At 62.7% G+C, this 24886-nt stretch carries 21 protein-coding genes and 1 other annotated feature; of the genes, 16 read left to right on the top strand and 5 right to left on the bottom strand.

Features of this window, described 5'->3' with window-relative positions; all coding sequences use genetic code 11:
- Positions 1-171: 171 nt before the first annotated feature.
- A complete protein-coding gene (locus tag AC4PTT_RS03110) occupies positions 172-1929 on the bottom strand; it encodes a hydantoinase B/oxoprolinase family protein (RefSeq protein ID WP_492162083.1) in 1758 nt (585 codons plus the stop codon).
- A 166-nt stretch (positions 1930-2095) separates the two neighbouring features.
- Positions 2096-4180: a hydantoinase/oxoprolinase family protein gene (locus AC4PTT_RS03115; RefSeq protein ID WP_492162084.1), complete on the bottom strand. Its 2085-nt coding sequence runs from the start codon at positions 4178-4180 to the stop codon at positions 2096-2098.
- Positions 4181-4375: 195 nt separating this feature from the next.
- Here AC4PTT_RS03115 and AC4PTT_RS03120 point away from each other — a divergent pair, with 195 nt between their 5' ends.
- The 10 genes from AC4PTT_RS03120 (at position 4376) to AC4PTT_RS03165 (ending at position 14838) form a co-directional block, all read left to right on the top strand.
- Positions 4376-5203 carry a ferredoxin--NADP reductase gene (locus tag AC4PTT_RS03120; RefSeq protein ID WP_492162085.1) on the top strand — a complete coding sequence of 276 codons (828 nt, stop codon included), beginning with the start codon at positions 4376-4378 and terminating at the stop codon, positions 5201-5203.
- Between the two features lie 948 nt (positions 5204-6151).
- Positions 6152-6484: an ArsR/SmtB family transcription factor gene (locus AC4PTT_RS03125; protein WP_492162086.1), complete on the top strand. Its 333-nt coding sequence runs from the start codon at positions 6152-6154 to the stop codon at positions 6482-6484.
- Positions 6485-6495: 11 nt separating this feature from the next.
- Entirely contained in the window at positions 6496-7005 is a 510-nt protein-coding gene (locus AC4PTT_RS03130; protein WP_206546085.1) for an arsenate reductase ArsC, read from the top strand.
- Between the two features lie 12 nt (positions 7006-7017).
- Positions 7018-8097 carry an ACR3 family arsenite efflux transporter gene (arsB, locus tag AC4PTT_RS03135; RefSeq protein WP_206546086.1) on the top strand — a complete coding sequence of 360 codons (1080 nt, stop codon included), beginning with the start codon at positions 7018-7020 and terminating at the stop codon, positions 8095-8097.
- 75 nt (positions 8098-8172) lie between these two features.
- Positions 8173-8571, top strand: a complete 399-nt coding sequence (gene arsC, locus AC4PTT_RS03140; protein WP_113153320.1) for an arsenate reductase (glutaredoxin) — start codon at positions 8173-8175, stop codon at positions 8569-8571.
- A gap of 168 nt (positions 8572-8739) precedes the next feature.
- Positions 8740-10545: a DEAD/DEAH box helicase gene (locus AC4PTT_RS03145; RefSeq protein ID WP_206548429.1), complete on the top strand. Its 1806-nt coding sequence runs from the start codon at positions 8740-8742 to the stop codon at positions 10543-10545.
- 71 nt (positions 10546-10616) lie between these two features.
- Positions 10617-10672, top strand: a sequence feature (sul1 is cis-regulatory element that is thought to sense ions involved in sulfur or methionine metabolism; They are found in Alphaproteobacteria).
- 72 nt (positions 10673-10744) lie between these two features.
- The gene (locus AC4PTT_RS03150) at positions 10745-12229 is read left to right on the top strand and encodes a SulP family inorganic anion transporter (protein ID WP_283799926.1); all 1485 of its coding nucleotides are present in this window, start codon (positions 10745-10747) and stop codon (positions 12227-12229) included.
- Positions 12230-12238: 9 nt separating this feature from the next.
- On the top strand, positions 12239-13093 hold the full coding sequence (locus tag AC4PTT_RS03155; protein ID WP_297565577.1) for a universal stress protein: 855 nt from the start codon (positions 12239-12241) through the stop codon (positions 13091-13093).
- Between the two features lie 190 nt (positions 13094-13283).
- The gene (locus AC4PTT_RS03160; RefSeq protein ID WP_492162087.1) at positions 13284-14450 is read left to right on the top strand and encodes a diphosphate--fructose-6-phosphate 1-phosphotransferase; all 1167 of its coding nucleotides are present in this window, start codon (positions 13284-13286) and stop codon (positions 14448-14450) included.
- A 100-nt stretch (positions 14451-14550) separates the two neighbouring features.
- Positions 14551-14838 (top strand): putative quinol monooxygenase, encoded by a 288-nt coding sequence (locus AC4PTT_RS03165; protein ID WP_283799928.1) that lies wholly within the window; start codon positions 14551-14553, stop codon positions 14836-14838.
- 24 nt (positions 14839-14862) lie between these two features.
- Here the strand turns inward: AC4PTT_RS03165 and AC4PTT_RS03170 are convergent, their stop codons facing one another.
- From AC4PTT_RS03170 to AC4PTT_RS03180, 3 genes are all read right to left on the bottom strand, one after another.
- Entirely contained in the window at positions 14863-15165 is a 303-nt protein-coding gene (locus AC4PTT_RS03170) for an alkylphosphonate utilization protein (RefSeq protein WP_113153315.1), read from the bottom strand.
- Between the two features lie 68 nt (positions 15166-15233).
- Entirely contained in the window at positions 15234-16796 is a 1563-nt protein-coding gene (locus tag AC4PTT_RS03175; protein ID WP_492162088.1) for a serine hydrolase, read from the bottom strand.
- An 87-nt stretch (positions 16797-16883) separates the two neighbouring features.
- Positions 16884-17765 carry a LysR family transcriptional regulator gene (locus tag AC4PTT_RS03180; protein WP_113153313.1) on the bottom strand — a complete coding sequence of 294 codons (882 nt, stop codon included), beginning with the start codon at positions 17763-17765 and terminating at the stop codon, positions 16884-16886.
- 145 nt (positions 17766-17910) lie between these two features.
- Between AC4PTT_RS03180 and AC4PTT_RS03185 the strand changes: the two genes are divergently transcribed.
- The 6 genes from AC4PTT_RS03185 to AC4PTT_RS03210 all read left to right on the top strand — a co-directional run bounded on the left by AC4PTT_RS03185 (position 17911) and on the right by AC4PTT_RS03210 (position 24742).
- Entirely contained in the window at positions 17911-19407 is a 1497-nt protein-coding gene (locus tag AC4PTT_RS03185) for a CoA-acylating methylmalonate-semialdehyde dehydrogenase (RefSeq protein ID WP_283799930.1), read from the top strand.
- A gap of 371 nt (positions 19408-19778) precedes the next feature.
- Positions 19779-20702, top strand: coding sequence for an ABC transporter permease subunit (locus AC4PTT_RS03190; RefSeq protein WP_113153311.1), 924 nt, complete (start codon positions 19779-19781; stop codon positions 20700-20702).
- On the top strand, positions 20702-22093 hold the full coding sequence (livM, locus tag AC4PTT_RS03195) for a high-affinity branched-chain amino acid ABC transporter permease LivM (protein WP_113153310.1): 1392 nt from the start codon (positions 20702-20704) through the stop codon (positions 22091-22093). Before AC4PTT_RS03190 ends, livM begins: the two co-directional genes overlap by 1 nt.
- Positions 22093-23658, top strand: a complete 1566-nt coding sequence (locus tag AC4PTT_RS03200; RefSeq protein ID WP_206553938.1) for an ABC transporter ATP-binding protein — start codon at positions 22093-22095, stop codon at positions 23656-23658. Before livM ends, AC4PTT_RS03200 begins: the two co-directional genes overlap by 1 nt.
- The gene (locus tag AC4PTT_RS03205) at positions 23655-24389 is read left to right on the top strand and encodes an ABC transporter ATP-binding protein (RefSeq protein WP_113153308.1); all 735 of its coding nucleotides are present in this window, start codon (positions 23655-23657) and stop codon (positions 24387-24389) included. Before AC4PTT_RS03200 ends, AC4PTT_RS03205 begins: the two co-directional genes overlap by 4 nt.
- Positions 24389-24742, top strand: coding sequence for a DUF6867 family protein (locus AC4PTT_RS03210; RefSeq protein ID WP_113153307.1), 354 nt, complete (start codon positions 24389-24391; stop codon positions 24740-24742). Before AC4PTT_RS03205 ends, AC4PTT_RS03210 begins: the two co-directional genes overlap by 1 nt.
- The last annotated feature ends 144 nt before the right edge of the window (positions 24743-24886 follow it).

Below are 24886 nucleotides of genomic sequence, written 5' to 3' on the forward strand. Positions count from 1 at the left end.
CGACGTACCTGAGATGGTCATGCCCGTTTCCGACGCCATCGAGCGGCAGCCCGTGCGCTGACCCGCGAACAGAAGCAGGAAGCCCGGACACGCATTCCTATTGACCGTGATTACAGAAGCCTGTCGAAGGGCTGAGCCTGTCGAAGGGCGAGGGCGCTTGGCGCTGCCCTCTCAACCGCCGCGCTTCGCCAGCGTCGCCGCTTCGTCCACCGTCATCCCGTCTGCGCTCAGAACAACGCCAAACAGCTCTTCGGCTTCCGCCGCCGTGTAATACCCCAGCGCCACATCCTGCAGCACGCTATCTGGCGCGCGGCGGAGCGGATCGCCATAGCCGCCGCCGCCCGGTGTTCCAACCGCAACACGGTCGCCGGCTTTGAGCGGAATGTCCTGTTCCTTGGAAAGGTGCGGCGGGACATGGGCCGCACCATCCTGCCAGACGGTCACCGCGTTCACCTTGCCGTCCCGCCCGCCAAGCACGCCCTGTGGTCCGGTGCGGCCATGGTCCATCACGAAGGAGGCGCGGGCGTTGCCACGCAGAAGCTCCACCTCGTAGGAAAGGCCGAACCCGCCGCGATGCTCGCCGGCGCCGCCCGAGCCCTCGCGCAGCGCGTAGCGGCGGTAAAGCACGGGGAAAGCCTGTTCCATCACCTCCACCGGAGGCGATTTGGAGATGCCGATGGTGGAGCAGCCATTTGTCAGGCCGTCATGGTCGACATTGCCGCCATAGCCGCCGCCGGAAATCTGGTACATCACGAAATCGCGGCCGCGCGCCGGATCGTGCCCGCCAAGCGCAAAATTTCCGCTGGAGCCGGCGGGCGCGGCGGTGACCTTTTCCGGCAGCGCCTTCACCATTGCGGCGAACACGGCCTCCGCAACGCGCTGCGAGACCTCGGCCGCACAGCCCGACACCGGGCGCGGATAGCGCGCGTCGAGAAACGTGCCTTCCGGCCGGTTGATGATCAAGGGCTCGAACGCGCCCGCGCTGAGCGGCACTTCCGGGAAAATGTGGCGCATCGCCAGATAGACGGAGGAAAGCGTGGTGGCGAGCACACTGTTCATCGGTCCCGCGCAGGGCGGGCTCGATCCCTCGAAGTCGAAGGTCAGCGTGTCGCCCTTCTTTTCGATGGCAAGCGCGATGGTCAGCGGGGCGTCCACCACGCCGTCTGAATCCACGAAAGCCTCGCCGCGATAGACCCCGTCGGGGACCGGCGCGATCAGCGCGCGCATCTGCGTGGCCGCACGCCTGCGCAGCTCCGCAATGGCCTGGCGCACCGTGTCGTCGCCATAGCGGTCGAGCACCTGGGCAAGCCGTTCCGCGCCCACCTCCAGGGCCGCGCCCTGCGCCCGGATATCGCCGATGCGCTGGTCCGCAACGCGGATGTTGGAGCAGATGATCGCGTAGATCTCCGGGTCGAGTTCGCCCTTCTTGAAAAGCTTCACCGGCGGCAGGCGCAGACCTTCCTGCTCCACCGCCGTGGCAGAGGCGGAAAAGCCGCCGGGAACCGCACCGCCAATGTCCGGCCAGTGGCCGGTGTTGGAGAGCCAGCAGAAGATCTCGCCATCGCGCCACACGGGCGTGGCGAAGCGCACATCCATGAGATGCGTGCCGCCCAGATAGGGGTCGTTGACGATGTAGATGTCGCCGGGTTCGGGTGCTGCCGTCTCGCCGCCCGCGATGCGCTCGATGAGCGTGCGCGTGGAATACTGCATCACGCCGACAAAGACCGGCAGCCCGGCCGAGCCCTGCGCGATCAGCGCGCCGTCTTCGGCGGCGTAGATGCCATCCGAACGGTCGTTTGCCTCGGCGATGACGGGAGAGAAGGCGGCGCGTGAGAAGGTCAGGTCCATCTCGTCGCACACCTGCTGGAGCGCGGCCTGAATAACGGAAAGCGTGATGGCGTCGAGGGCGGGGGTGTTCGTGTCAGTCATCCGTGCCTCCCTTTTGCGTTGCCGCCACGCCCCTCATCCCCCTGCCGGGACCTTCTCCCCGCCTGCGGGGAGAAGGAGGCTTTCATCGGCGTTGCAGCCATCGCCCTTCTCCCCGCAGGCGGGGAGAAGGTGCCGGCAGGCGGATGAGGGGCAGGCGCGGCGTTCATCAGCTCGCTCCCACCGTGATGATGATGTTCCCATCCGCATCGGATGCCGCCCGGTCTCCGGGTTCGATCACCGTGGTGGTGTCGAGCTGTTCGAGGATCGCCGGCCCCTCGATCACCGCATCGAGCGGCAGCTTTTCGCGGGCATAGACCGGGGTGTCATGCCAGGCACCCGCAAACCAGACTTGCCGCTTTTCATTCAGCGCTTGGGCGAGGGTTTCAACCCGCCCGGCCGGATCAATCAGGCTGGCGAGATCGATATCCGCCCGCACACCGATCACGGACGTGTTGAGATTGACGAGATTGGCGCGGATCTCGGGCAGGCGCACCTTGAAGCGTTTGTAATAGGCGTCCTCGAAGAGCGCCTGCAGCCTGTCGCGGTCTATTTCGGGGCCGGGCAGTGGCACGTTGATGAGGTGCGTCTGGCCGACAAACTGCATGTCCGCCGTGTGCACGCATTCGATGCGCTCCGGCTGAACGGTCTCCTGCGCGATCAGCGCTTCGCCCTCGGCGCGCTGTTCATCCAGCACGCTTCTGACCAGCGCCACATCGAGGCTTGCGACAGGGCGGTTTACCGTGCGCACGAAATCGTGCCGCAGATCGGCCACCACGCAGCCAAGCGCATTGGTGATGCCGGGGCGCGCCGGCACCATCACGCGCGGAATGCCCAGTTCACGGGCAAGCGCTGCAGCGTGCAACGGTCCCGCACCGCCGAAAGCGAACAGCGCAAAGTCGCGCGGGTCGTGTCCCTTGCCGAGCGACACCATGCGGATCGCGCCGGCCATCTTGATGTTGGCGATTTTCAGCACCGCACCGGCTGCTTCCACGCCTGAAAGGCCGAGATCAAACCCGAGTTTCTCGGCAAAGATTTCTTCGACATCGGCAACGGAAACCGGATTGTCGACCGAGAGCAGCTTTTTGGGGTTCAGCCTGCCCAGAAGAAGATTGGCGTCGGAAATGGTCGGCTCCACGCCGCCACGGCCATAGCAGATCGGGCCGGGTTTTGCGCCCGCGCTCTGCGGTCCCACCTCCAGAAGCCCCGCATCGTTGACGCGCGCGATCGAGCCGCCGCCCGCGCCCACCGTATGCACGTCCACCATGGGCACGTGGATCGGCATCGCGTATTCCACCTCGATCTCGTTGGAGACCGCGGGCCGTGCGCCGCGCACCAGCGCGACATCCGTGGACGTGCCGCCCATGTCGTAGGTGATGAGATTGTCGACGCCCGCCCGCCGCGCGGTGAAGGCGGCGGCCATCACGCCTGAAGCCGGGCCGGACATCACCGTCTTGGCCGCTTCGCGGGCCACATGGGCGGCGGAGATCATGCCGCCATTGCCGTTCATCACCAGGAAGTCGCGCGCATAGCCGAGGCCTCGCAGCTCATTCGAAAGCCGGGCGACATAGCGTTCGAGGATCGGCTGCACCGAGGCGTTGACGGCGGCGGTCACGCCACGTTCGAATTCGCGCGCTTCCGAGAGCAGGGCGTGTCCAGTGGTGATGTAATCGTTGGGCCAGAGTTCGGCGGCGATTTCGGCTGCGCGCTTCTCATGCGCCGGGTTCGCATAGGCATGCAGGAAATGGATCACCAGCGAAACGCAGCCCGCATCGAGCAGCGCCTTGACCGCTTCGCGCACGCCCTCCTCGTCGAGCGGGGTGAGCGCATTGCCGGCAGCGTCCATGCGCTCGCCCACCTCCAGCCGCAGATTGCGCGGCACAACGGGTTTGAACGTGCCCGTCATGCCATAGGCTTGCGGCCGCGTGCGCCGTCCAAGCTCGATGATGTCGCGGAAACCGGCGGTGGTGATCATGCCGGTTCGCGCAAGCTGCCGCTCCAGAACCGCATTGGTCGTGGTGGTCGTTCCATGCACGATCAGGCCGATTTCGGAGGCCGGTACGCCCGTCTCCCGAACGGCGTTGACGACGCCGAAGGCCTGGTTCTCGATGGTGGTCGGGGTCTTGGCGACACGCACCCGGGGGCCCATATCGGAGCCTGAACGTGTGTCGATCAGGATCAGGTCAGTGAAGGTGCCGCCCACATCGATGCCGGCGACCACAGAACCCGAATTGATGCCATTTTTCTCAACCATTGGGAAAATCCGGAATGCGAAACCTTTTTTGACCCGACGATATGAAATAGGTGTCGAACGCTGGAAACTTGACGTCAAATTCATTTGTATACTAATAATCTCGGCAGGCAAGAGCCGCCATTAATGCCGTGATTTGAGTTTGCATCCGCACCCGAAACAGGCATAGAGACTTCCGACCGAACGAGGAAAGTACCGATGGACAGCGCTGCGCTCCGCGAGGCCGAGGCCGAAAAGACAACCGAATTCCCGATTCCCGCCAGCTGTTATGCCGAGCGCGTGACGTCGGTGAAACACTACACGGACAAGCTGTTCTCGTTCCGCATCACGCGGCCGCAGAGCTTCCGTTTCCGCTCCGGCGAGTTCGTGATGATCGGTCTTCCCAATGCCGCCAAGCCGGTGTTCCGCGCCTATTCCATCGCCAGTCCCAACTGGGATGAAGAGATTGAATTCTTCTCCATCAAGGTGCCGGACGGTCCGCTGACCCAGCACCTGCAGAAGATCCAGCCGGGCGACACGGTGCTGATGCGCCAGAAGTCCACCGGCACGCTGGTCAACGATGCGCTGACGCCGGCGAAAAACCTCTACATGATCTCCACCGGCACGGGCATTGCGCCTTTCGCAAGCCTGATCCGCGATCCGGAGACCTATGACAAGTTCGAGAACATCATCCTGACCCATACCTGCCGCGAAGTGGCGGAGCTGGACTATGGCAAGGAGCTGGTGGCCGCGCTCAAGGACGATCCGCTGATCGGCGAGCTGGTCGAGGGACGTCTGACGCATTTCACCTCCACCACGCGCGAGACCTCGCCTGTCATGGGCCGCATCACGACGCTGATCGAGAATGGCGAGCTGTTCAAGGCGCTCGGCACCGAACCCTTCAACCGCGAAAACGATCGCGTGATGATCTGCGGTTCGATGGAGATGCTGAAGGACGTCAAGGCGCTGACCGAGAAGGCGGGCCTCAAGGAAGGCTCCAACGCCGAGCCGGCCGATTTCGTCGTCGAACGCGCCTTCGTCGGCTAAGTCCTCGTCTGCTTGTCTGCCAGCATGACTGACATCCTCCTTGTCTCGGCCTGCGGGGAGAAGGTGCCGGCAGGGGGCTGAGGGGCGTGCGCCGGCGCTCAAACCCGGCAGTGAGACGTTGCAGAAGCGCGGCGGTTGCGAGGGTTGAGCCAAGCGCCCCCGTCCTTCGACAGGCTCAGGATGAGGACTGCCGGGCTTGCGGTGTGGTTCATTCCGAACGGTTGTTTGCGGGCGTCATCAACTCAACAGCCCTCATCCTGAGCTTGTCGAAGGACGGGGGCGCTTGGCACCGAACAACAGCAACGCTTCCTTCTCCCCGCGTGCGGGGAGAAGGTGCCGGCAGGGGGCTGAGGGGCGTGCGCCGGCGCTCAAACCCGGCAGTGAGACGTTGCAGAAGTGCGGCGGTTGGGAGGGCGGCGCCAGGCGCCCCGTCCTTCGACAGGCTCAGGATGAGGACTACCGGGCTTGCGGTGTGGTTCATTCCGAACCGTTATTTGCGGGCGTCATCAACTCAACAGCCCTCAACCTGAGCCTGTCGAAGGACGGGGGCGCTTGACGCCGAACAACAGCAACGCTTCCTTCTCCCCGCATGCGGGGAGAAGGTGCCGGCAGGCGGATGGGGGGGCGTGCGCCGGCTTCAGTCGGCCCTCTGTCTGCATTGAAACTTCTTCTTCTTTGAGCCCGTGCGCTGGCCCCTCATCCTCACCTTCTCCCCGTGAACGGGGAGAAGGGGGCATATGCGCCGCGCGCGGTTACACAGCCTGGCGCTGCTTTTACCGCATGCTTTGTGGACGGGTCCGTTGAGAAAGCCAGCCGACTGCCAGGCAGGTCGCCCTTCACATCGCCGACAAACAAACCTCCTGCTCCCCAACCCGTCACCCCTTGACCTCACGCATCAGCCATGACAAAAGCCAATCGATAATATCGATAAATCCGGATATTTGGATAATGCAAAAGTCAGAGGCCATCGACGCACTTGCTGCTCTTGGGCAGGAAACCCGTCTCGACGTGTTTCGTCTGCTTGTTCGGATCGGGCCTGAAGGTCTGCCGGCGGGCGAGGTCGCAGCGCGGCTGGGCGTGGTGCAGAACACCGCCTCCACCCATCTCAAGGTTTTGGCTCAGTCCGGCATGATCCGCGCGGAGCGGGAAGGGCGGGTCATTCGCTACAAGGCGGACATGACCGGCTTCCGCGATCTCCTGTCCTTCCTCATGGAAGACTGCTGCAACGGAAATCCGGATCTCTGCCGCCCCGCCATCGAGGCGGCGACCTGCCATTGCTAGGAGGCAAGACCATGCGTGATCAGCCCTTCAACGTGCTATTCCTGTGCACCGGGAACTCGGCCCGCTCGATCCTTGCGGAAGCGGTCCTGAACCGGGTTGGCGCAGGCCGCTTCAAGGCCTACTCGGCAGGCTCGCAGCCCAGGGGTGCGGTGCACCCCTATGCGCTGGAACTGCTGGAACACATGAACCATGACGTTTCCTTCGCGCGCTCGAAGGACTGGGACGAGTTCGCAACGCCCGATGCGCCGAAGCTGGATTTCGTCTTCACCCTGTGCGATAGCGCCGCCGAGGAGGCCTGTCCGGTCTGGCCGGGCCAGCCGATGACGGCGCACTGGGGCCTGCCGGACCCGGCGGCAGCCACCGGCACCGAGGCTGAGAAGCATCTCGCCTTTGCCGATGCCTATCGCATGCTCAACAACCGCATTTCCATTTTCACGGCGCTGCCGCTCGCCTCGCTCGACCGGCTTTCCCTGCAGCGCCGCCTTGATGATATCGGCCGCACCCCGGCGCATTCCCAATAGGATCCAAGAACCATGACTGACCAAACCCTGGACCGCGCGGGCAAACCGGCTGGCGGGATCGGCTTCTTCGAAAAATATCTTTCCGTCTGGGTGGCGCTCTGCATCATTGCCGGCATCGCGCTCGGCAATCTGATGCCCGGCCTGTTCGGCTTTCTTGCCGGGCTTGAATACGCCTCGGTCAATCTGGTCGTTGCCGTGCTTATCTGGGCCATGGTCTTCCCGATGATGGTCAATGTCGATTTTGCGAGCCTCAGCCACATTGGCGACCGGCCGAAGGGCCTCGTTCTGACGCTCTTCGTCAACTGGCTCGTCAAGCCCTTCACCATGGCCGCGCTCGGCGTCCTGTTCTTCGAATATGTCTTTGCCCCGTGGATCGAGCCCGCCGATGCGCAGCAATACATTGCCGGCCTGATCCTTCTGGGCGCAGCGCCCTGCACGGCCATGGTTTTCGTGTGGAGCCAGCTCACCCGCGGCGACGCCACCTACACGCTGGTGCAGGTGTCGCTCAACGATGTGGTGATGATCTTCGCCTTCGCGCCCATCGTCGCCCTGTTGCTCGGCGTGACGGACATCGTCGTGCCCTGGGAGACGCTGCTACTGGCCACAGGCCTCTATGTGGTCATTCCACTGGTCGCCGGCGCCCTGACGCGCAAATGGCTGACCGGCCGCGCCTCTGGCGCAGAGGCTGAAAAGGCGGTCTCAAGCTTCACCGCGTCGCTGAAACCCGTTTCCGTGATCGGCCTTCTGGTCACCGTGGTTCTGCTGTTCGGCTTTCAGGGCCATGTCATCGTTGAACGGCCCATTCTGATCGTTCTGATCGCGGTGCCGCTTCTGATCCAGTCCTATGGCATCTTCTTCCTGACCTATTTCGCGGCCCGCATCTGGAAAGTGCCGTTCAATGTCGCCGCGCCCTGCGCCCTCATCGGCACGTCGAACTTCTTCGAACTTGCGGTGGCTGTGGCCATCAGCCTGTTCGGCTTGAATTCCGGCGCCGCACTTGCCACGGTGGTGGGCGTGCTGGTCGAGGTTCCGGTGATGCTGTCGCTGGTCGCCTTTGCCAACCGCACCCAGGACTGGTTCCCCAAAAGCTGAGTGAGAAAACCCGAGAGCCGAGCGAGCCCCCCGAGTGCCGAGCGAGAAAACCCCCGAGAGCGGAGCGAGAAAACAATGACCGCAACCATCTACCACAACCCCAAATGCGGCACCTCGCGCAACGTGCTGGCCATGCTTCGCGAAGCCGGTGAAGAGCCGGTGGTGATCGAATATCTCAAGACGCCGCCCGGCCGTGAAAAGCTGGTGTCCCTGATCGCCGCCATGGGCGTTTCGCCGCGCGCGATCCTGCGCCAGAAGGGCACGCCCTATGACGAGCTTGGTCTTGGCGAAGACAAGTGGAGCGATGACGAACTGATCGATTTCATGGTCGAACACCCGATCCTGATGAACCGTCCGATCGTTGAAACCCCGCTTGGGACGAAGCTCTGCCGCCCGTCTGAAACCGTGCTGGAACTCCTGCCGGAAGACGCGGTGAAATCCTTCACCAAGGAAGACGGTGAGGTGGTGAAGTAGCGCGGAAGGTTCGGTAACCGCGCGAAATCCTCCCTTCACCGCTGTACATTTGTCTTCGACGCGCGTAGTACGGCGCAAAAGCGTTGGCAGAATGGCCGCGCTGCGCGCCCGCCAGGCTATCTGCATCAGATGATCTCTTAGAGCGCGCTCATTTCCGAAAGAAGATGAATGACCGAGTTCGAAGGCATTGTGCCGGCGCTTGGCCGGGCGTTGGATAAACGCGGCTATACCGAATTGACCCAGGTGCAGAAGGCTGTGCTGGAACTGGAGCCCGCTGGTGCGGATGCGCTCGTTTCCGCACAGACCGGCTCCGGCAAGACCGTCGCCTTCGGCATCGCGCTGGCGCCCAGCCTGCTCGATGGCGGAGAGCGCTTTGATCGCGCTGCCGCCCCGCTCGGTCTCGCCGTCGCGCCGACGCGTGAACTGGCGCTTCAGGTCAAGCGCGAGCTTGAATGGCTTTACGCCGAGACCGGCGCCGTCATCGCCTCCTGTGTCGGCGGCATGGACATCCGTACCGAGCGCCGCGCGCTTGAGCGCGGTGCGCATATCGTCGTCGGTACGCCGGGTCGCCTGTGCGACCATATCCGCCGCAATGCGCTGGACATGTCGGACCTGCGCGCCGTCGTGCTGGACGAGGCCGACGAGATGCTCGATCTCGGCTTCCGCGAAGATCTGGAGTTCATTCTCGACGCAGCCCCCGCCGAGCGTCGCACGCTGATGTTCTCGGCCACGGTTTCGCGCACCATCGCCAATCTGGCGAAGAACTATCAGCGCGATGCGGTGCGCATCACCACCGCCGCCGAGCAGAAGCAGCATGTCGATATCGATTATCGTGGCTTCCTGGCCGTGCCGCAGGAGCGCGAGAACGCCATCATCAACGTGCTGCGCTATTATGAGGCGCGCAACGCACTGGTGTTCTGCAACACGCGCGCTACCGTCAATCATCTGACCGCGCGCTTCAACAATCGCGGCTTCTCGGTCGTCGCCCTGTCGGGTGAGCTGAGCCAGAGCGAGCGCACCCATGCGCTGCAGGCCATGCGCGACGGACGCGCCCGCGTCTGCGTGGCGACGGATGTTGCCGCCCGTGGCATCGATCTGCCCAATCTGGAGCTGGTGGTTCACGCCGACCTGCCCACCAACACCGAAACGCTTCTGCACCGCAGTGGCCGCACCGGCCGCGCCGGGCGCAAGGGCGTCAGCGCGCTCATCGTTGCCCCCAATGGCCGCCGCCGCGCCGAGCGCCTTCTGCGCGACGCCAAGGTGCGCCTCGAATGGGGCAGCCCGCCCTCCGCTGAAGAGGTTCTGCGCCGCGACGACGAACGTCTCATGGCCGATCCGAACCTTGATGAGCCGATCCAGGAAAACGAGACCGAGTTCGTCGAGGCGCTGCTCGCCAAACATGGCGCGGAGCAGGTGGCGGCGGCTTTCGTGCGCCTTCATCGCGGCAAGCTTTCCGCGCCTGAAGATGTAACGGAAGTCACGATCTTCGATTCCGGCAGCGCGCGTGAAGAGCGCAAGCCGCGCCGTGAGGACTTCGACCAGAGCACCTGGTTCTCGCTGTCCGTCGGACGCAAGCAGAATGCCGAGCCGCGCTGGCTCATCCCGCTTTTGTGCCGTGCCGGCGAACTCACCAAGAGTGAGATCGGCGCGATCAAGATGCAGCAGGACGAGACCTATGTCGAACTCGACGCTGCCTGCGTGCAGCGTTTCCTGTCGACCATCGGTCCGGACGCGCTTCTGGAGCGCAGCATCCGCGTGGTGCAGCTCGATGGTGTTCCGGAGTTTGCGCCGCGCAACGGGCCAAAGCCCTTCGGCGCAAAACGCAGGCCGGCCGGCAAGCCGCATCGCAAGGGCGGTGGCGGCGAGTGGCGCGACGACGCCAAGCCATGGGCCAAGAAGGACGGCAAACCCGGCAAGCCGAAATTCGGCAAGCCCGCCGGCGGCAAGAAGAAGCCCCGCAAGAAACCGGACTGACGGGGCTTTCCTTCAGAGAATCAAGAATGTTGCGCTGCGGAAAGAAATCGGGTTAAACACCGCGCATCCGCTCTGGACCCGGTGAAATTCCGGGTGGCTCTGCCGGCCGCTGATCCGCCGGCGCAACCTTGATAGTTCCTGTCTTGCCCGGCCGCAGAAGACTGACGGTGGCTGGGAAGTCATGTTTTCTGAAGGTTCAATGTTCTCTCTTTCCCATTACCGCGAAGAGTGGTTCGGCAATGTCCGGGCCGATCTCCTTTCCGGGCTGGTCGTCGCTCTGGCGCTCATTCCCGAAGCCATCGCTTTCTCCATCATTGCCGGCGTCGATCCCAAGGTCGGGCTCTACGCCTCCTTCTCCATCGCCGTCATCACCGCAATTGCCGGTGGCCGCCCGGGCATGATCTCGGCCGCCACGGCTGCAACCGCCGTGCTCATGGTCACGCTGGTCAAGGATCACGGCCTGCAATATCTGCTTGCCGCCACAGTTCTGGCCGGCCTTTTGCAGATCGGCGCGGGCCTGCTCAAGCTCGGTTATCTGATGCGCTTCGTGTCGCGTTCGGTCATGACCGGCTTCGTCAACGCGCTGGCCATTCTCATCTTCATGGCGCAGCTGCCCGAGCTGATCGGCGTGCCGAACCTCACCTATGTGATGGTCGCAGCCGGTCTTGCCATCATCTATCTGTTCCCGCGCATCACCAAGGCCGTGCCGTCGCCGCTCATCTGCATCATCGTGCTGACGGCGCTTTCCATCGGCTTCGGTCTCGACGTGCGCACGGTTGGCGACATGGGCGAACTACCCTCCACGCTGCCGGTCTTCCTGCTGCCGGACATCCCGCTCAATCTGGAGACGCTGCAGATCATCCTGCCCTATTCGGCTGCCGTGGCTGCCGTGGGCCTGCTGGAATCGCTGATGACCGCCTCGCTGGTGGATGAACTCACCGACACGCCAAGCGACAAGAACCAGGAGTGCATCGGTCAGGGCCTTGCCAACACGGCGACCGGCTTCATCGGCGGCATGGCTGGCTGCGCCATGATCGGCCAGTCCATGATCAATGTGAAATCCGGCGGTCGCGGGCGTCTTTCCTGCTTTGCGGCCGGCGTGCTTCTCCTGTTCATGATCGTGATCCTGGGCGACTGGGTGCGCCAGATCCCCATGCCGGCGCTCGTCGCCATCATGATCATGGTGTCCATCGGCACGTTCTCCTGGTCGTCGATCAAGAATTTGCGCGAGCATCCGCTGTCGTCTTCCGTGGTCATGGTCGCCACCGTGGTCTGCGTGGTCTTCACGCACAATCTGGCGATTGGCGTTCTGGTCGGCGTCCTGCTCTCCGGCATCTTCTTTGCCGCCAAGATCGCGCAGATATTCCGTGTCACCTCCACCCTGTCGGAAGACGGACGTCAGCGCACCTATCGGGTTGAGGGCCAGCTCTTCTTCGCTTCGGTGGAAGACTTCAACGCCGCCTTCGATTTCAAGGAAGCGCTGGACAAGGTCGTCATCGATGTCTCTCACGCGCACATCTGGGACATTTCCAGTGTTGGCGCGCTCGACATGATCGTGCTCAAATTCCGCCGTGACGGCGCAGAGGTCGAACTTGTCGGCATGAACCGGGCGAGCGAGACCATCGTTGACAAGCTCGGCATCCACGACAAGCCGGGTGCGCTTGAAAAACTGATGGGGCATTAGGAGGTAGAGATGTCAAAGATCACTGCATTCATCGACGGCTCCATCTATTCGCAGAGCGTGTGCCAACACGCAGCCTGGATCGCCGGACGGCTCAATGCCTCCGTGGAGCTTCTTCACCTGCTGGGCCGGCACGAAACCGGCAGCGCGCCGTCCGATCTGTCGGGCAACATCGCGCTCGGCGCGCGTTCTTCGCTGCTCAAGGAGCTCTCAGAGCTTGATGAGCAGCGCGCGCGTCTCGCCATGAAGCGTGGCCGCGCCATCCTCGAAGACGGTGAGGCCGCCGTGCGCGCCGCAGGCGTCGAGGCTGTGTCGGGTCGTCTGCGCCATGGCGATGTGGTCGACACGGTCGCCGAGGTTGAGGCCGATTCCGACCTTCTGGTCATCGGCAAGCGCGGTGAGGCGGCGGATTTCGCCAAGCTGCATCTGGGCTCCAATCTCGAGCGTGTCGTTCGCGCAAGTCACAAGCCGGTCTTCGTCGCGGCCCGCGCCTTCAAGCCCATCGAAAAGGTGCTCGTCGCCTATGATGGCGGTGCGAGCAGCATCAAGGCGGTCGACGCCATTTCCCGCTCGCCGCTGTTTGCGGAGCTCACCGTCAAGCTTCTGATGGTCGGAACCGACAACACCGAGGCGCGCAACCGTCTTGCAGAAGCCGAGGCCGTTCTGCGCGGTGCCGGTGTCGCGGTGCAGAGCGAGGTCGTGGCGGGCCAGCCCGAAACCGTCATCTCCGAGCGCGTCGAGAGCGAGAATTTCGGCCTTCTGGTGATGGGAGCCTATGGCCATTCGCGCATCCGCAGCCTGATCATCGGCTCGACCACGACCGAGATGCTGCGCTCCTGCAAAATCCCGGTCATGCTGTTCCGCTAAAGCAATTCCAGGAAAAGTGGGAACCGGTTTTCCGCCCGGAATTGCGTAAGACAATGAACTAGACCGCTTTGCGTCCATACGGACGCACAAATGCACGGATCAACAAGATGACGGGCGCGGCAGCTCTTTCAGCGCCGCGCCCGTCATGTCATGAATGCCAGAACCTCATTCCAAGGAAAGGGCGCAAGCCATGGCCGAAACCTTCGTCATCGCCCAGGGCGGCGGTCCCACCGCCGTCATCAACCAGACCGTCGTTGGCGCAACGCTGGAAGCCATGAAGCGCTATCCCGGCTGTCGTGTGCTCGGTGCGCTGCACGGCGTGCGCGGCATTCGCGATGGACGCTTCGTCACCCTGTCCGATCTCTCCGAGACCGAGCTTCGGCGCATTGCCGCCACGCCAAGTGCTGCGCTGGGCTCCACCCGCGACAAGCCGAATGCGGCCTATTGCGAAGAGATCATGAAGGGGCTGAAAGCCGTCAGCGCGGACGCCTTCATCAACATTGGCGGCAATGACACGTCCGGCACCCAGGCCATCCTGCGCGATGCATCGGGCGGCGGCATGACCTTCATGCATGCTCCCAAGACCATCGACAATGATCTGATGGAAAACGATCACACGCCGGGCTTCATCTCCGCCGGTGAAATGGTTGCCGGCGCGTTCCTGAGCGTCGATCTGGATTTCCGCGCCCTGCCGGGTGTCTATGTGGGCATCGTCATGGGCCGCCATGCGGGCTTTCTCACTGCTGCCGCAGCCGCCTGGGCGCTGGATGAGGAGAGCGGTCCGCATCTCGTCTATGTGCCCGAGCGCGCCTTCGAGCGCGGTCGTTTCATCGAAGACGTCAAGGCCACGGTCGCCCGCCATGGCCGCTGTGTCGTCGCCATGTCGGAAGGCGTTTCGGACGCCGATGGCCACTCGCTCATCGAAACGCTGGTGCCTGCCGAAATGCAGGAGCGCGATGCGCACGGCAATCTCAAGCTCTCCGGCAGCGATCTCGGTCAGGCCATCGAGCGCATTCTTGCCGAGGATCTCGCCGGTCAGCGCGCCCGTGTCGACACGTTCGGCTATCTGCCGCGCGGCAACATCGCCACGATCAGCGAAACCGATGCGCGCGAAGCCTTCGAGGCCGGTGCATTTGCCGTTGGCTCCGTGGAAGAGGGCAATGGCTCTGTCGCGCTGCAGTTCGATGGCGAAAAGACGGTCTGTCGTCTGGTCGATCTCGACGCCGTCGCCGGCAAGACCCGCCACATGCCCGAGAGCTATCTCAAGCCGGATGAGAACCGTCTTTCCGACGAAGGCCTTGCCTATCTGCAGCGCCTCCTGCCGCGCCGCTTCGATCCGGCAAAGCCTTTCGTCTGACGAAAGAAGGCAGGCGGCGCATTTCTGTAGCCGCCTGTCGGTTCGGCAAGGGAGCGAACGTCCTCTGGAGGCACAGACAGAGCTTTAAGGGAGACGAATGATGATCGTCATTGCCGGCCATATGACCGTTTCGCCCGCAGCGCGGCATGCCCATGTCGCCGCCCACGCAGACATGATCCGCCGTGCGCGTAGCCACCCCGGCTGCGTCGATTTTGCGATCTGCGAAGACGCGCTCGATCCGGGCCGGGTGAACCTGTTCGAATTGTGGGAAAGTGAGGCGGCGCTGAATGCCTGGCGCCGTGTCGCGAACCCGCCTGCAGGCGATGTTCAGCTGTCTGCAATCGAGGTGCAGAAGCATCATGTCAGCCATTCCGGACCTCCATTCTGAGGCCCGGAAGGCTTGGTATGCGTGTTAGCGCTTGCGCACGAATTCCGTGCGAAGAACGAGACCCTTGATGCCTTCGTGGCGGCAGTCGATCTCTTCCTTGTTGTCCGTCAGGCGGATCGTCTTGATCACGGTGCCGCGCTTCAGCGTCTGGCCTGCGCCCTTCACCTTCAGATCCTTGATCAGCGTCACGGAATCGCCGTCCGCCAGCGGGTTTCCTTCCGCGTCGACGACCGCGCCGCGCTGTGCTTCAAGAGCGGCCATTTCCGAGGCCGGCATCCATTCGCCGGTCACGTCGTCATATACATAGTCGTCATTGCTGTCGGTCATATCGTGCCTTCTTCTGCACCGGGCCACGGGCCCGGCGCTTCCTCTAACCGGCGGCAGCGTCGTCGGATCTACTTCCGAACGAACGTGCCGTCCTTCAACTGGTCGAAATACTCCACGCGGACCTCTTTGGCCAGATCACCGTCCATGCTGAACGTGACGGCCGAGACGGAGCCCGCCATGGCGTTCTCGTTGCGCGGGCGGAAAGTGAACGCATCGCCCGTCCAGTGCTCCAGCGGGAAGGTGCTGGACGTGCCTTCCACCTTCATGACGAGGCCGTCCTTGTCTTCCTCGACAATGAGGTTGCCGAAATAGTCATTGGCGAACGTGCCGGTGTAGGCGGCGTGTTCGCGCGCGGGCTTTGCGTCTTCAGGCGCTTTCTGTCCCGCAAGTTCGCCAAACGGCGCCAGCATCGGCGCGAAGGCGATGGGATACATGGCAAGCCAGTCGCGCTGCATCTCGCCAAACTGCACCAGATCCATGAAGCTCATGGAGATGCCTTCAGCCAGGCCGATGGGCTGCGCATTGGTCAGGACTACGATGCCGATATCGGCGGAAGGGATCATGATGAAATTGGTTGCCGCACCGAGGGCAAAAGCGCCCGAATGGCTGATCATGACACGCCCTGCCGGCGAAACGCCGACACCAAAACCGTAACCGTAGAAGCTGGCGCGTGCGGCGGGTGTCGCGGGCTTGCCGGAAACCACCTGCGGGCTGAGAGCCGGCAGGAGAGCCTCGGAGTCGACAATGCTGCGACCGTCAAATTCGCCATTGCCGAGCACCATGCGCAGCCATTTCGCCATGTCGTTCACGCTGGCGCTCACACCGCCCGCCGGCGACTGGGCGTCGGGATCGCGCTGGAAAAGCACCTCCCACGCATCGCCCTCGCGCATGTGGCCATGGGCGCGGTTGTCGCGCGCCAGAAAATCCTTCAGCCGGGAGGAGGTGCTCTCCATGCCGAGCGGCTTGTAGATGGCGTCGTCGCTGAGCGTTGCCCAGTCCTTGCCGGCCACGCCCGCCACGGCCTCTGCCGCAGCCGTCAGGCCGAAATTCGTATAGGCGTATTGCAGGCGGAACGCGCCGACTTTCAGATGCCGGAGCTGTTCCAGGATGACCTGGCGCGGAAAGCCCAGATCTTCGAGATCATCGCCCGCATGGTCGGGCAGGCCCGAGCGGTGCGCATAAAGATCGCCAACGGTCAGGAGCGCCGTGCTGTCGGGATTGGAAAGCTTGAACCAAGGCAGGATGTCGGCCATCGGCGTATTCCAGTCGACCACGCCTTCGCCCACCTGTTGCGCCACCACGGTCGCGCCAACGGATTTGGACAGCGAGGCAAGCTGGAACGCCGTGTCGGTGTCGACGGCTGCTTCCTCGCCTGCCTTGCGCACGCCATAGCCCTTGGCGAACAGGACTTCATCCTTGCGCACCACGGCAACCGCGAGACCCGGCACGCCGGTCTCCTTCATGGCGTTCTGGATGAGGGCGTCGAGCGCCTCGACGGCCTTCTCGATCTGGCCATCGGGAATGGCGACGCCCGCAGTCTGTGCGGGCGGCGGCAGATCGTTGGCCAGCGCGGCTGCCGGCGCGGCGGTCAGGGCCAGCGCGGTTGCGGCTGCGAGAATGCGGGACGCCATGGCGAAATCTCCAGTGTGAACGGGTTGGGCCGCCAGTTGTGGCGACAAGTCTTTAACGAAATAAAAACGCCGGCTTAGCACCTGCCTCTAGCTGAACAGATGCCGCTCTTTTTCTACCAGCTCGCTGATGAAGGCTGCCGCCACCTGAATGCGGCGGGTGGGGCGCATGGATTCATGGTAGACGGTCCAGTAGCTGCGGCGGATCGGTCCCGCCCAGTCAATCGGCACAAGATCATCGTGCCTGCGCGCGATGAAAGTGTGCAGAATGCCGATGCCCGCGCCGGCGCGCACGGCTTCCACCTGGCCCATGGCCGATGAAACGGCAAAGTCCGTTCTCCAGTTTTCGGAGACCTCGGCGGCGTAATCCAGTGTCGGGCTGAAAACCAGATCGGGCACATATCCCACCAGCCTGTGGGCGGAGAGATCGGCGGCCTGCTTCGGCAGGTCGTGTGCCTGCGCATAGTCTTTCGAAGCATAGAGACCGAGCGTGTAGTCCACCAGCTTTGCGGCCACCAGCCGGCCTTCCGTCGGGCGGTCCACGGTCACTGCAATGTCGGCTTCACGGCGCGAAAGCGATAGCGAACGTGGAACGGGCACGAGCTGCACTGAAAGCCCCGGATGCCGCGCGGTCAGCGCGCCCAGCCGGGGCGCAAGAAAGGCAACGCCAAAACCGTCCGGGGCGCCGATCCGCACGGTGCCGGTCACGTCTTCGCTCTCGCCGGCAATCTCGGCGCGCGCGGCGATCATGTCGGCTTCCATGCGTTCCGCCGTTGCCAGCAACTGCTCGCCCGCCGCCGTCAACTCCGTGCCTGTCGTCAGGCGGTGAAAGAGCTTTGCGCCAATCGCATCCTCCAGCGCCGCCACCCGCCTTGAGACGGTTGCGTGATTGAGGCCGAGCCGCTTGGCCGCGCCCAGTATCTGGCCGGCCCGTGCAACGGCGAGAAACACGCGCACATCGTCCCAGTTCATGCCATTCCTCCCGGTTAGGCGTTTTCTGCACGATACATCCTATTTCGACTTTAATTTTTGCACAACGGTTGCTGTTTGCATCGCGTTGCCAAACAGCCGTCGAGTGAAGACAATGCCGGCGACTTCATAACCAGGGAGAAGCCTCATGGAGGATTTCGGTCATTTCATCGGCGGCAAGCGCGTCGCCGGCACGAGCGGGCGCAGCCAGGACGTCATGCAGCCCATGGATGGCTCGGTGCGTGGCAAGGTCGCCCTTGCGAGTGCAGCCGAGGTGCGCGCCGCTGTCGAGAATGCGAAGGCGGCACAGCCGGGATGGGCGAACACCAATCCGCAGCGTCGCGTGCGCGTGCTGATGAAGTTCCTCGAGCTGGTCCACCGCGAGTATGACGAGCTGGCAGAACTGCTCGCCCGCGAGCATGGCAAGACCATTCCGGACGCCAAGGGCGATATCCAGCGTGGCCTCGAAGTGGTCGAGGTCTGCATCGGCGCGCCGCACATGATGAAGGGCGAATACACCGAAGGCGCAGGCCCCGGCATCGACGTCTATTCCATGCGTCAGCCGCTTGGTGTCGTCGCCGGCATCACGCCGTTTAACTTCCCGGCCATGATCCCGCTCTGGAAGATTGCTCCGGCCATCGCCTGCGGCAACGCCTTCATCCTGAAGCCGTCCGAGCGCGATCCGGGTGTGCCGATGCGCATTGCGGAGCTCTTCCTTGAGGCCGGTCTGCCCGAAGGCATCCTCAATGTCGTCAACGGCGACAAGGAAGCCGTCGATGCGATCCTCGACGATCCGGACATCAAGGCCGTCGGCTTTGTCGGCTCCACGCCCATCGCCCAGTACATCTATGGCCGCGCCACCGCCAACGGCAAGCGCGCCCAGTGCTTTGGCGGCGCGAAGAACCATCTCATCATCATGCCCGATGCCGACATGGACCAGACGGTCGATGCGCTGATCGGCGCTGGCTATGGTTCCGCCGGTGAGCGCTGCATGGCCGTTTCCGTCGCTGTTCCGGTGGGCCAGGAAACCGCCGACCGCCTGATCGAGAAGCTCATTCCGCGCGTCGAAAGCCTGAAGGTCGGTCCGTCGACAGACGCTGCCGCAGACTTCGGCCCGCTCGTCACCCGGCAGGCGCTGGAGCGCGTGAAGGGCTATGTCGATCTCGGCGTCGAGGAAGGTGCGAAGCTCGTCGTCGACGGCCGCGACTTCAAGATGCAGGGCTATGAAAACGGCTACTATATGGGCGGCTGCCTCTTCGACAATGTCACGAAGGACATGCGCATCTACAAGGAAGAGATCTTCGGTCCCGTCCTCTCCGTGGTGCGCGCCAATACTTATGAAGAAGCGCTCGCACTGCCCAACGATCACGAATACGGCAATGGTGTTTCCATCTTCACCCGCGACGGTGATGCCGCCCGTGACTTCGCCGCGCGCGTCAATGTCGGCATGGTGGGTGTGAATGTCCCCATTCCGGTGCCGATTGCGTATTATACTTTCGGAGGATGGAAGGCCTCTGCATTCGGCGATTTGAACCAGCACGGACCGGATGCATTCCGCTTCTACACGAAGACGAAAACGGTCACCTCGCGTTGGCCCTCTGGCGTCAAAGAAGGCGCAGAATTCGTCATTCCGACGATGAATTAGCCTGTTTTTCGCGTTTATCGCTCAATTTTGAAGACACCCGCATCGGTTCCCGGTGCGGGTGTTTTTGCATTTTGAAACAGACGATTTTATCCGGTCATTTTTGTCTCAAACTTGCAATAATGATGCGCGGTAACGGTAAATGCCGGGACGATCCGCCGATTTTTTCAAAATCGCGCCGTTCAATGCGATGACATTGCATTGGTCCAGTGCTAGCTTCCCGCGTCAAGAAGAGCTGGAAAAACCGGCCTCGGTCTGAAACCGGTCGTGGGAACTTTGACATTGCAATCGAATGTCGTTCCACTACGACTACCTAAGGGGAAACAATAAGAAATGCGCTTTACTGGCGACATTTCAGGGGAGTTGCATATCTCATGGAGTATTTTGTCCAGCAGCTTATTAACGGGCTGACGCTGGGTTCCATCTATGGGCTGATCGCCATTGGCTACACCATGGTCTATGGCATCATCGGAATGATCAATTTCGCACATGGCGACGTCTTCATGATCGGCGCGTTCATCGCTCTGGCGATGTTCCTGATCCTGACGACCGTGTTCGGCTTCGTGTTCCTGCCCGTGGTGTTGCTCATTGTGCTGATCGTGGCGATGATCTTCACATCCGCCTGGGGGTGGACGGTTGAACGTCTTGCCTATCGGCCTCTGCGCGGCTCGTTCCGCCTGGCGCCGTTGATCACGGCAATCGGCATGTCGATCGTGCTGCAGAATTTCGTTCAGATCACGCAGGGCGCGCGCGTCAAGCCGCTTCCGCCGCAGATCCAGGGCGGTATCACGCTGATGGAGGGAGGGGCGAACAGCATTTCCGTGCAGCTCTCCTACATGCAGATCATCATCATTCTGACGACCATTGTGCTGATGGCGGGCTTCACGCTTCTCATCACCCGCACCTCGCTCGGCCGCGCGCAGCGCGCCTGCGAGCAGGACCGCAAGATGGCCGCGCTGCTTGGCATCAATGTCGACCGCACCATTTCGCTGACCTTCGTGATGGGCGCGGCGCTGGCCGCCGTGGCCGGCCTGATGTTCCTTCTCCTCTACGGCGTGATCGATTTCTACATCGGCTTCCTCGCCGGGGTTAAGGCCTTCACCGCAGCCGTTCTGGGCGGCATCGGCTCGCTGCCGGGCGCCATGCTGGGCGGTCTTCTGATCGGCCTCATCGAGGTGTTCTGGTCCGGTTACTTCTCGGTCGAGTACAAGGACGTCGCGGCGTTCTCGATCCTCGCAATCGTGCTGATCTTCCTGCCCTCCGGTCTTCTCGGCCAGCCAGAAGTGGAGAAGGTCTGATGGCGATGAACGGTTCCAACAAGGCGGTTGGCACGCAGCCGGCCGACCCGAATTCCTTCGCGGCCTCGGTCAAGGATGCGGCCACCGCCGGCTTCCTGGTCGCGGTGCTCGGGTTCTTCTTCATCGGCGTGCGCACCGACATCGCGCCCGGTGGTCTTGATCTCAAGATGCGCTGGGGCGCGTGGATCGTCTCGATCCTCGTCGTCTTCGCCGGTCGGCTTCTGCTCAATCTGTTCGTCTTCAAGACCAACAGCCCGATCACGCAGAAATTCGCTTCCAGCATGCCCGGCAATGGCCGCTTCGCCGGCGCCGGCAAATGGATGATGCGGGCGCTTTTCGCTTTCGCGCTGATCCTGCCCTTCTTCTTCATCACCTTCTTCCCCAACAAGGACCGTCAGTTCATCGATCTGGCGATCCTGATCATGACCTACATCATGCTCGGCTGGGGGCTGAACATCGTGGTGGGACTGGCGGGTCTGCTCGACCTCGGCTATGTCGCGTTCTATGCGGTTGGCGCATATTCCTTCGCGCTGCTCGCACAGTATCTCGACATCGGCTTCTGGTTCGCGCTGCCGCTCGCCGGCATTCTCGCCGCCTGCTGGGGCATCGTGCTCGGTTTCCCCGTGCTCAGGCTCCGGGGCGACTATCTGGCCATCGTCACGCTGGCCTTCGGTGAGATCATCCGCGTGGTGCTGTTGAACTGGTACGAGTTCACCAATGGACCGGATGGCATTTCGGGCATTCCGAAACCCACCTTCTTCGGTCTGGAACTGAAGCGGGGCGAGGGCGGCTTTGCCGACTTCTTCGGCATCGCCTACGATCCGATCCAGCGCTTCATCTTCCTCTACTACATCATCTTCGTTCTCGCGCTGATCACCAATTTCGTGACCATGCGTCTGCGCAGGCTGCCCATCGGGCGCGCCTGGGAGGCGTTGCGTGAAGATGAAATCGCCTGCCGTTCGCTGGGCATCAACACCCGCAACACGAAGCTGACGGCTTTCTCCATCGGCGCCATGTTCGGCGGCTTCGCCGGGTCCTTCTTCGCAACGCGACAGGGCTTCATTTCGCCGGAGAGCTTCACCTTCCTGGAATCGGCGATTATCCTCGCCATCGTGGTTCTGGGCGGTCTCGGCTCGCAGATCGGCGTTGTCATCGCCTCCATCGTCATGATTGGCGGCATCGAACTGCTGCGCAATCTCGGGTTCCTCCAGCAGATCTTCGGTTCGGGCTTCGATCCGGTTCAGTATCGTATGCTGATCTTCGGCCTCGCCATGGTTCTCATCATGGTGTGGAAGCCGCGTGGTCTCATATCGACCCGCGAACCGTCCGTGGCTCTGAAGGAAAAGAAACGCATTGGCGCCGATATGGTGGCTCAGGGTGAGGGACACTGATGGACGCGGCGACGAACATGAACAACAACGCTCAGGCGACGCCCAACTGGGACAAGGACCCGGTGCTCAGCGTCGAACATCTAACCATGCGCTTCGGCGGCCTCGTGGCCGTCGGAGACCTCTCCTTCAATGTCGGCCGGGGTGACATCACTGCCCTGATCGGCCCGAACGGAGCGGGCAAGACCACGGTCTTCAACTGCGTGACCGGCTTCTACAAGCCGACGGAAGGGCGCATCGTCATGCGTCACGGTCCGGGTCGCCAGCAGGAAGACGTGGATGCGTTGACCGATAGCGGCCAGCGCTGGAAGACCACCGGCAACGGCGCGGTCTACCTTCTGGAGCGCATGCCCGATCACGAGATCTCGCACAAGGCCAAGGTGGCGCGCACCTTCCAGAACATCCGCCTGTTCGGCGGCATGACCGTTCTGGAAAACCTGCTCGTTGCCCAGCACAATCCGCTGATGGTTGCGTCCGGTTTCTCGATCGGCGGCATTCTGGGGCTGCCCGGCTACAAGCACGCGCAGCAGGAGGCCATCGACAAGGCGGTCTACTGGCTGGAGCACACGAACCTCGTGGATCGCGCAGACGATCCGGCGGCTGATCTTCCCTATGGCGCGCAGCGCCGACTGGAAATCGCCCGCGCCATGTGCACGAGGCCGCAGCTCCTGTGTCTCGATGAGCCGGCAGCCGGCCTCAACCCGCGTGAATCGGCAGAACTCAACGAACTGCTGAAATACATTCGCGACGAGCACAAAGTGTCGGTTCTCCTGATCGAGCACGATATGGGCGTGGTGATGGAAATCTCCGACCATGTCATCGTGCTGGATTACGGTGTGAAGATCTCCGATGGCCCGGCCGAGTTCGTGAAGAACGACCCGAAGGTCATTGCCGCCTATCTGGGCGTCGATGACGAGGACGAGATCGACATGCCGGAGGTGCGTGAGGATATCGCCAGGGTCTCGAAGGACGAGCAGGCGGGCGATGCAGCCGCGCCCGCTGCCAAAAAGAAGGCGGCGGCTAAGAAGACGACCTCAAAGGCTGGATCGACAAAGAAAGCCTCTGCCGCGAGCGCTTCCGGCGCAAAGGCGGCCACGGCCAAGTCTTCACCCAAGGCTTCTGCTGCGGCCAAGCCTGCGGCAGCGAAAAGCAAGGCTGCGAAGCCGGCTCCTGCTGCCAGTGAGGTGAAGATCGCCAATGCCGGAGACTACCCCGGCAGCCAGCCGCACGGTCTCAGGAAGGCGCGCGAGGGCGGGGCCAACAACCTCACCCGCGTGAAGGGCATCGGACCGGCCAGCGAGAAGAAGCTGAACGCGCTCGGGGTCTGGCACTTCGACCAGATCGCGGCGTGGAAGAAAGCCGAGGTGCAGTGGGTCGGTTCCTATCTTGCCTTCCCCGGTCGCATCGAACGGGAGGAGTGGGTCAAGCAGGCCAGGGTTCTCGCCAAGGGTGGCGAAACCGAATTCTCCAAACGCGTTGACAAGGGCGCTGTGCCCTCCAGCGTGCCCGGCAAACGCGGCGCCAAACCGGCCAGCAAGAAGACCACCGGCAAGGGAGGCAAGGCATGAGCGAGCAGAAGAACCCCTTGCTCTCGGTGCGTGGCGTCGAGACCTATTACGGCAACATCGTCGCGCTGCGTGGCGTCGACATGGATGTGCATCGCGGCGAGATCGTCACGATGATCGGAGCCAATGGCGCCGGTAAGTCGACGCTGATGATGACCATCTGCGGCGACCCGCGCGCCCGCAACGGCCAGATCGTCTATGATGGCGTCGACATCACCCAGATGCCGACGCACGAGATCGTCAGCCTCGGCATCGCGCAATCGCCGGAAGGGCGTCGGATCTTTCCGCGCATGACGGTGATGGAAAACCTGCAGATGGGGGCCGCACTCGTCGATCCCGAATTCTTCGACGAGGATCTCGCCAAGGTATTCAAGCTGTTTCCGCGTTTGAAGGAGCGTATCAGCCAGCGTGGCGGCACGCTCTCGGGTGGTGAGCAGCAGATGCTTGCCATTGCCCGCGCGCTGATGAGCCGGCCGAAGCTTCTGCTGCTGGACGAGCCGTCGCTTGGCCTTGCGCCGTTGATCGTGAAGCAGATCTTCGACGCCATTCGCGAGCTGAACGAAAAGGAAGGGCTTACGGTCTTCCTGGTCGAGCAGAACGCGTTCCACGCGCTGAAGCTCGCCCATCGCGGCTATGTCATGGTCAACGGCAATGTGACCATGAGCGGCACGGGCGCAGAACTTCTCAAGAAGGAAGAAGTCCGCGCTGCTTATCTGGAAGGCGGGAGGCACTGATGGAAAACGCAAACGGACTGATCTGGGAAGTCTCTTTCTGGGAGTTCTTCTTTGTCACGGTTCTTCTGGCAGGGAGTGCCGCCTATCTGACGGGACGCGCCATGGCGCGCACCTGGCAGGCCGATGCGCATCTGGCGTTCTACATCGTGCTTCTGACGGCAGCCACGCGCTTCATCCATTTCGCTCTGTTCAGCGGCACGCTTCTGTCGCTGCACTATTACATCGTCGATCTGATCGTTCTGCTGATCATCGCCTTCGTCGGCAAGCGCATCACCCGCGCTGGCCAGATGGCGACACAGTATAGTTTTCAGTATCGGCGCAGTGGACCGCTCGGCTGGGAACGTTCCGGCTGACGGATTCATGGTTAAGCGGCATGAAGCCTTTATTTCTCTTTGGAATTGGGTTTTCATGCCGTTTAAGCGGGCACAATGGTCCGCATAGGCAAAACCGGGAAGCCAAACACCATTTCCGGAAAGCCAAGGGAACTTCTGGTGTTT

This window comes from Nitratireductor sp. WH36-1, from assembly GCF_058725515.1.

What these genes read in the sequence shown, in the direction of transcription:
- AC4PTT_RS03180 (WP_113153313.1), bottom strand. Translation starts at nt 17,765, where the DNA reads ATGAACTGGGACGATGTGCGCGTGTTTCTCGCCGTTGCACGGGCCGGC.
- AC4PTT_RS03175 (WP_492162088.1), bottom strand. Translation starts at nt 16,796, where the DNA reads ATGGCGTCCCGCATTCTCGCAGCCGCAACCGCGCTGGCCCTGACCGCC.
- AC4PTT_RS03185 (WP_283799930.1), top strand. Translation starts at nt 17,911, where the DNA reads ATGGAGGATTTCGGTCATTTCATCGGCGGCAAGCGCGTCGCCGGCACG.
- AC4PTT_RS03200 (WP_206553938.1), top strand. Translation starts at nt 22,093, where the DNA reads ATGGACGCGGCGACGAACATGAACAACAACGCTCAGGCGACGCCCAAC.
- AC4PTT_RS03125 (WP_492162086.1), top strand. Translation starts at nt 6,152, where the DNA reads ATGCAAAAGTCAGAGGCCATCGACGCACTTGCTGCTCTTGGGCAGGAA.
- AC4PTT_RS03110 (WP_492162083.1), bottom strand. Translation starts at nt 1,929, where the DNA reads ATGACTGACACGAACACCCCCGCCCTCGACGCCATCACGCTTTCCGTT.
- AC4PTT_RS03150 (WP_283799926.1), top strand. Translation starts at nt 10,745, where the DNA reads ATGTTCTCTCTTTCCCATTACCGCGAAGAGTGGTTCGGCAATGTCCGG.
- arsC (WP_113153320.1), top strand. Translation starts at nt 8,173, where the DNA reads ATGACCGCAACCATCTACCACAACCCCAAATGCGGCACCTCGCGCAAC.
- AC4PTT_RS03130 (WP_206546085.1), top strand. Translation starts at nt 6,496, where the DNA reads ATGCGTGATCAGCCCTTCAACGTGCTATTCCTGTGCACCGGGAACTCG.
- AC4PTT_RS03205 (WP_113153308.1), top strand. Translation starts at nt 23,655, where the DNA reads ATGAGCGAGCAGAAGAACCCCTTGCTCTCGGTGCGTGGCGTCGAGACC.
- arsB (WP_206546086.1), top strand. Translation starts at nt 7,018, where the DNA reads ATGACTGACCAAACCCTGGACCGCGCGGGCAAACCGGCTGGCGGGATC.
- livM (WP_113153310.1), top strand. Translation starts at nt 20,702, where the DNA reads ATGGCGATGAACGGTTCCAACAAGGCGGTTGGCACGCAGCCGGCCGAC.
- AC4PTT_RS03120 (WP_492162085.1), top strand. Translation starts at nt 4,376, where the DNA reads ATGGACAGCGCTGCGCTCCGCGAGGCCGAGGCCGAAAAGACAACCGAA.
- AC4PTT_RS03190 (WP_113153311.1), top strand. Translation starts at nt 19,779, where the DNA reads ATGGAGTATTTTGTCCAGCAGCTTATTAACGGGCTGACGCTGGGTTCC.
- AC4PTT_RS03115 (WP_492162084.1), bottom strand. Translation starts at nt 4,180, where the DNA reads ATGGTTGAGAAAAATGGCATCAATTCGGGTTCTGTGGTCGCCGGCATC.
- AC4PTT_RS03210 (WP_113153307.1), top strand. Translation starts at nt 24,389, where the DNA reads ATGGAAAACGCAAACGGACTGATCTGGGAAGTCTCTTTCTGGGAGTTC.
- AC4PTT_RS03160 (WP_492162087.1), top strand. Translation starts at nt 13,284, where the DNA reads ATGGCCGAAACCTTCGTCATCGCCCAGGGCGGCGGTCCCACCGCCGTC.
- AC4PTT_RS03155 (WP_297565577.1), top strand. Translation starts at nt 12,239, where the DNA reads ATGTCAAAGATCACTGCATTCATCGACGGCTCCATCTATTCGCAGAGC.
- AC4PTT_RS03145 (WP_206548429.1), top strand. Translation starts at nt 8,740, where the DNA reads ATGACCGAGTTCGAAGGCATTGTGCCGGCGCTTGGCCGGGCGTTGGAT.
- AC4PTT_RS03165 (WP_283799928.1), top strand. Translation starts at nt 14,551, where the DNA reads ATGATCGTCATTGCCGGCCATATGACCGTTTCGCCCGCAGCGCGGCAT.
- AC4PTT_RS03170 (WP_113153315.1), bottom strand. Translation starts at nt 15,165, where the DNA reads ATGACCGACAGCAATGACGACTATGTATATGACGACGTGACCGGCGAA.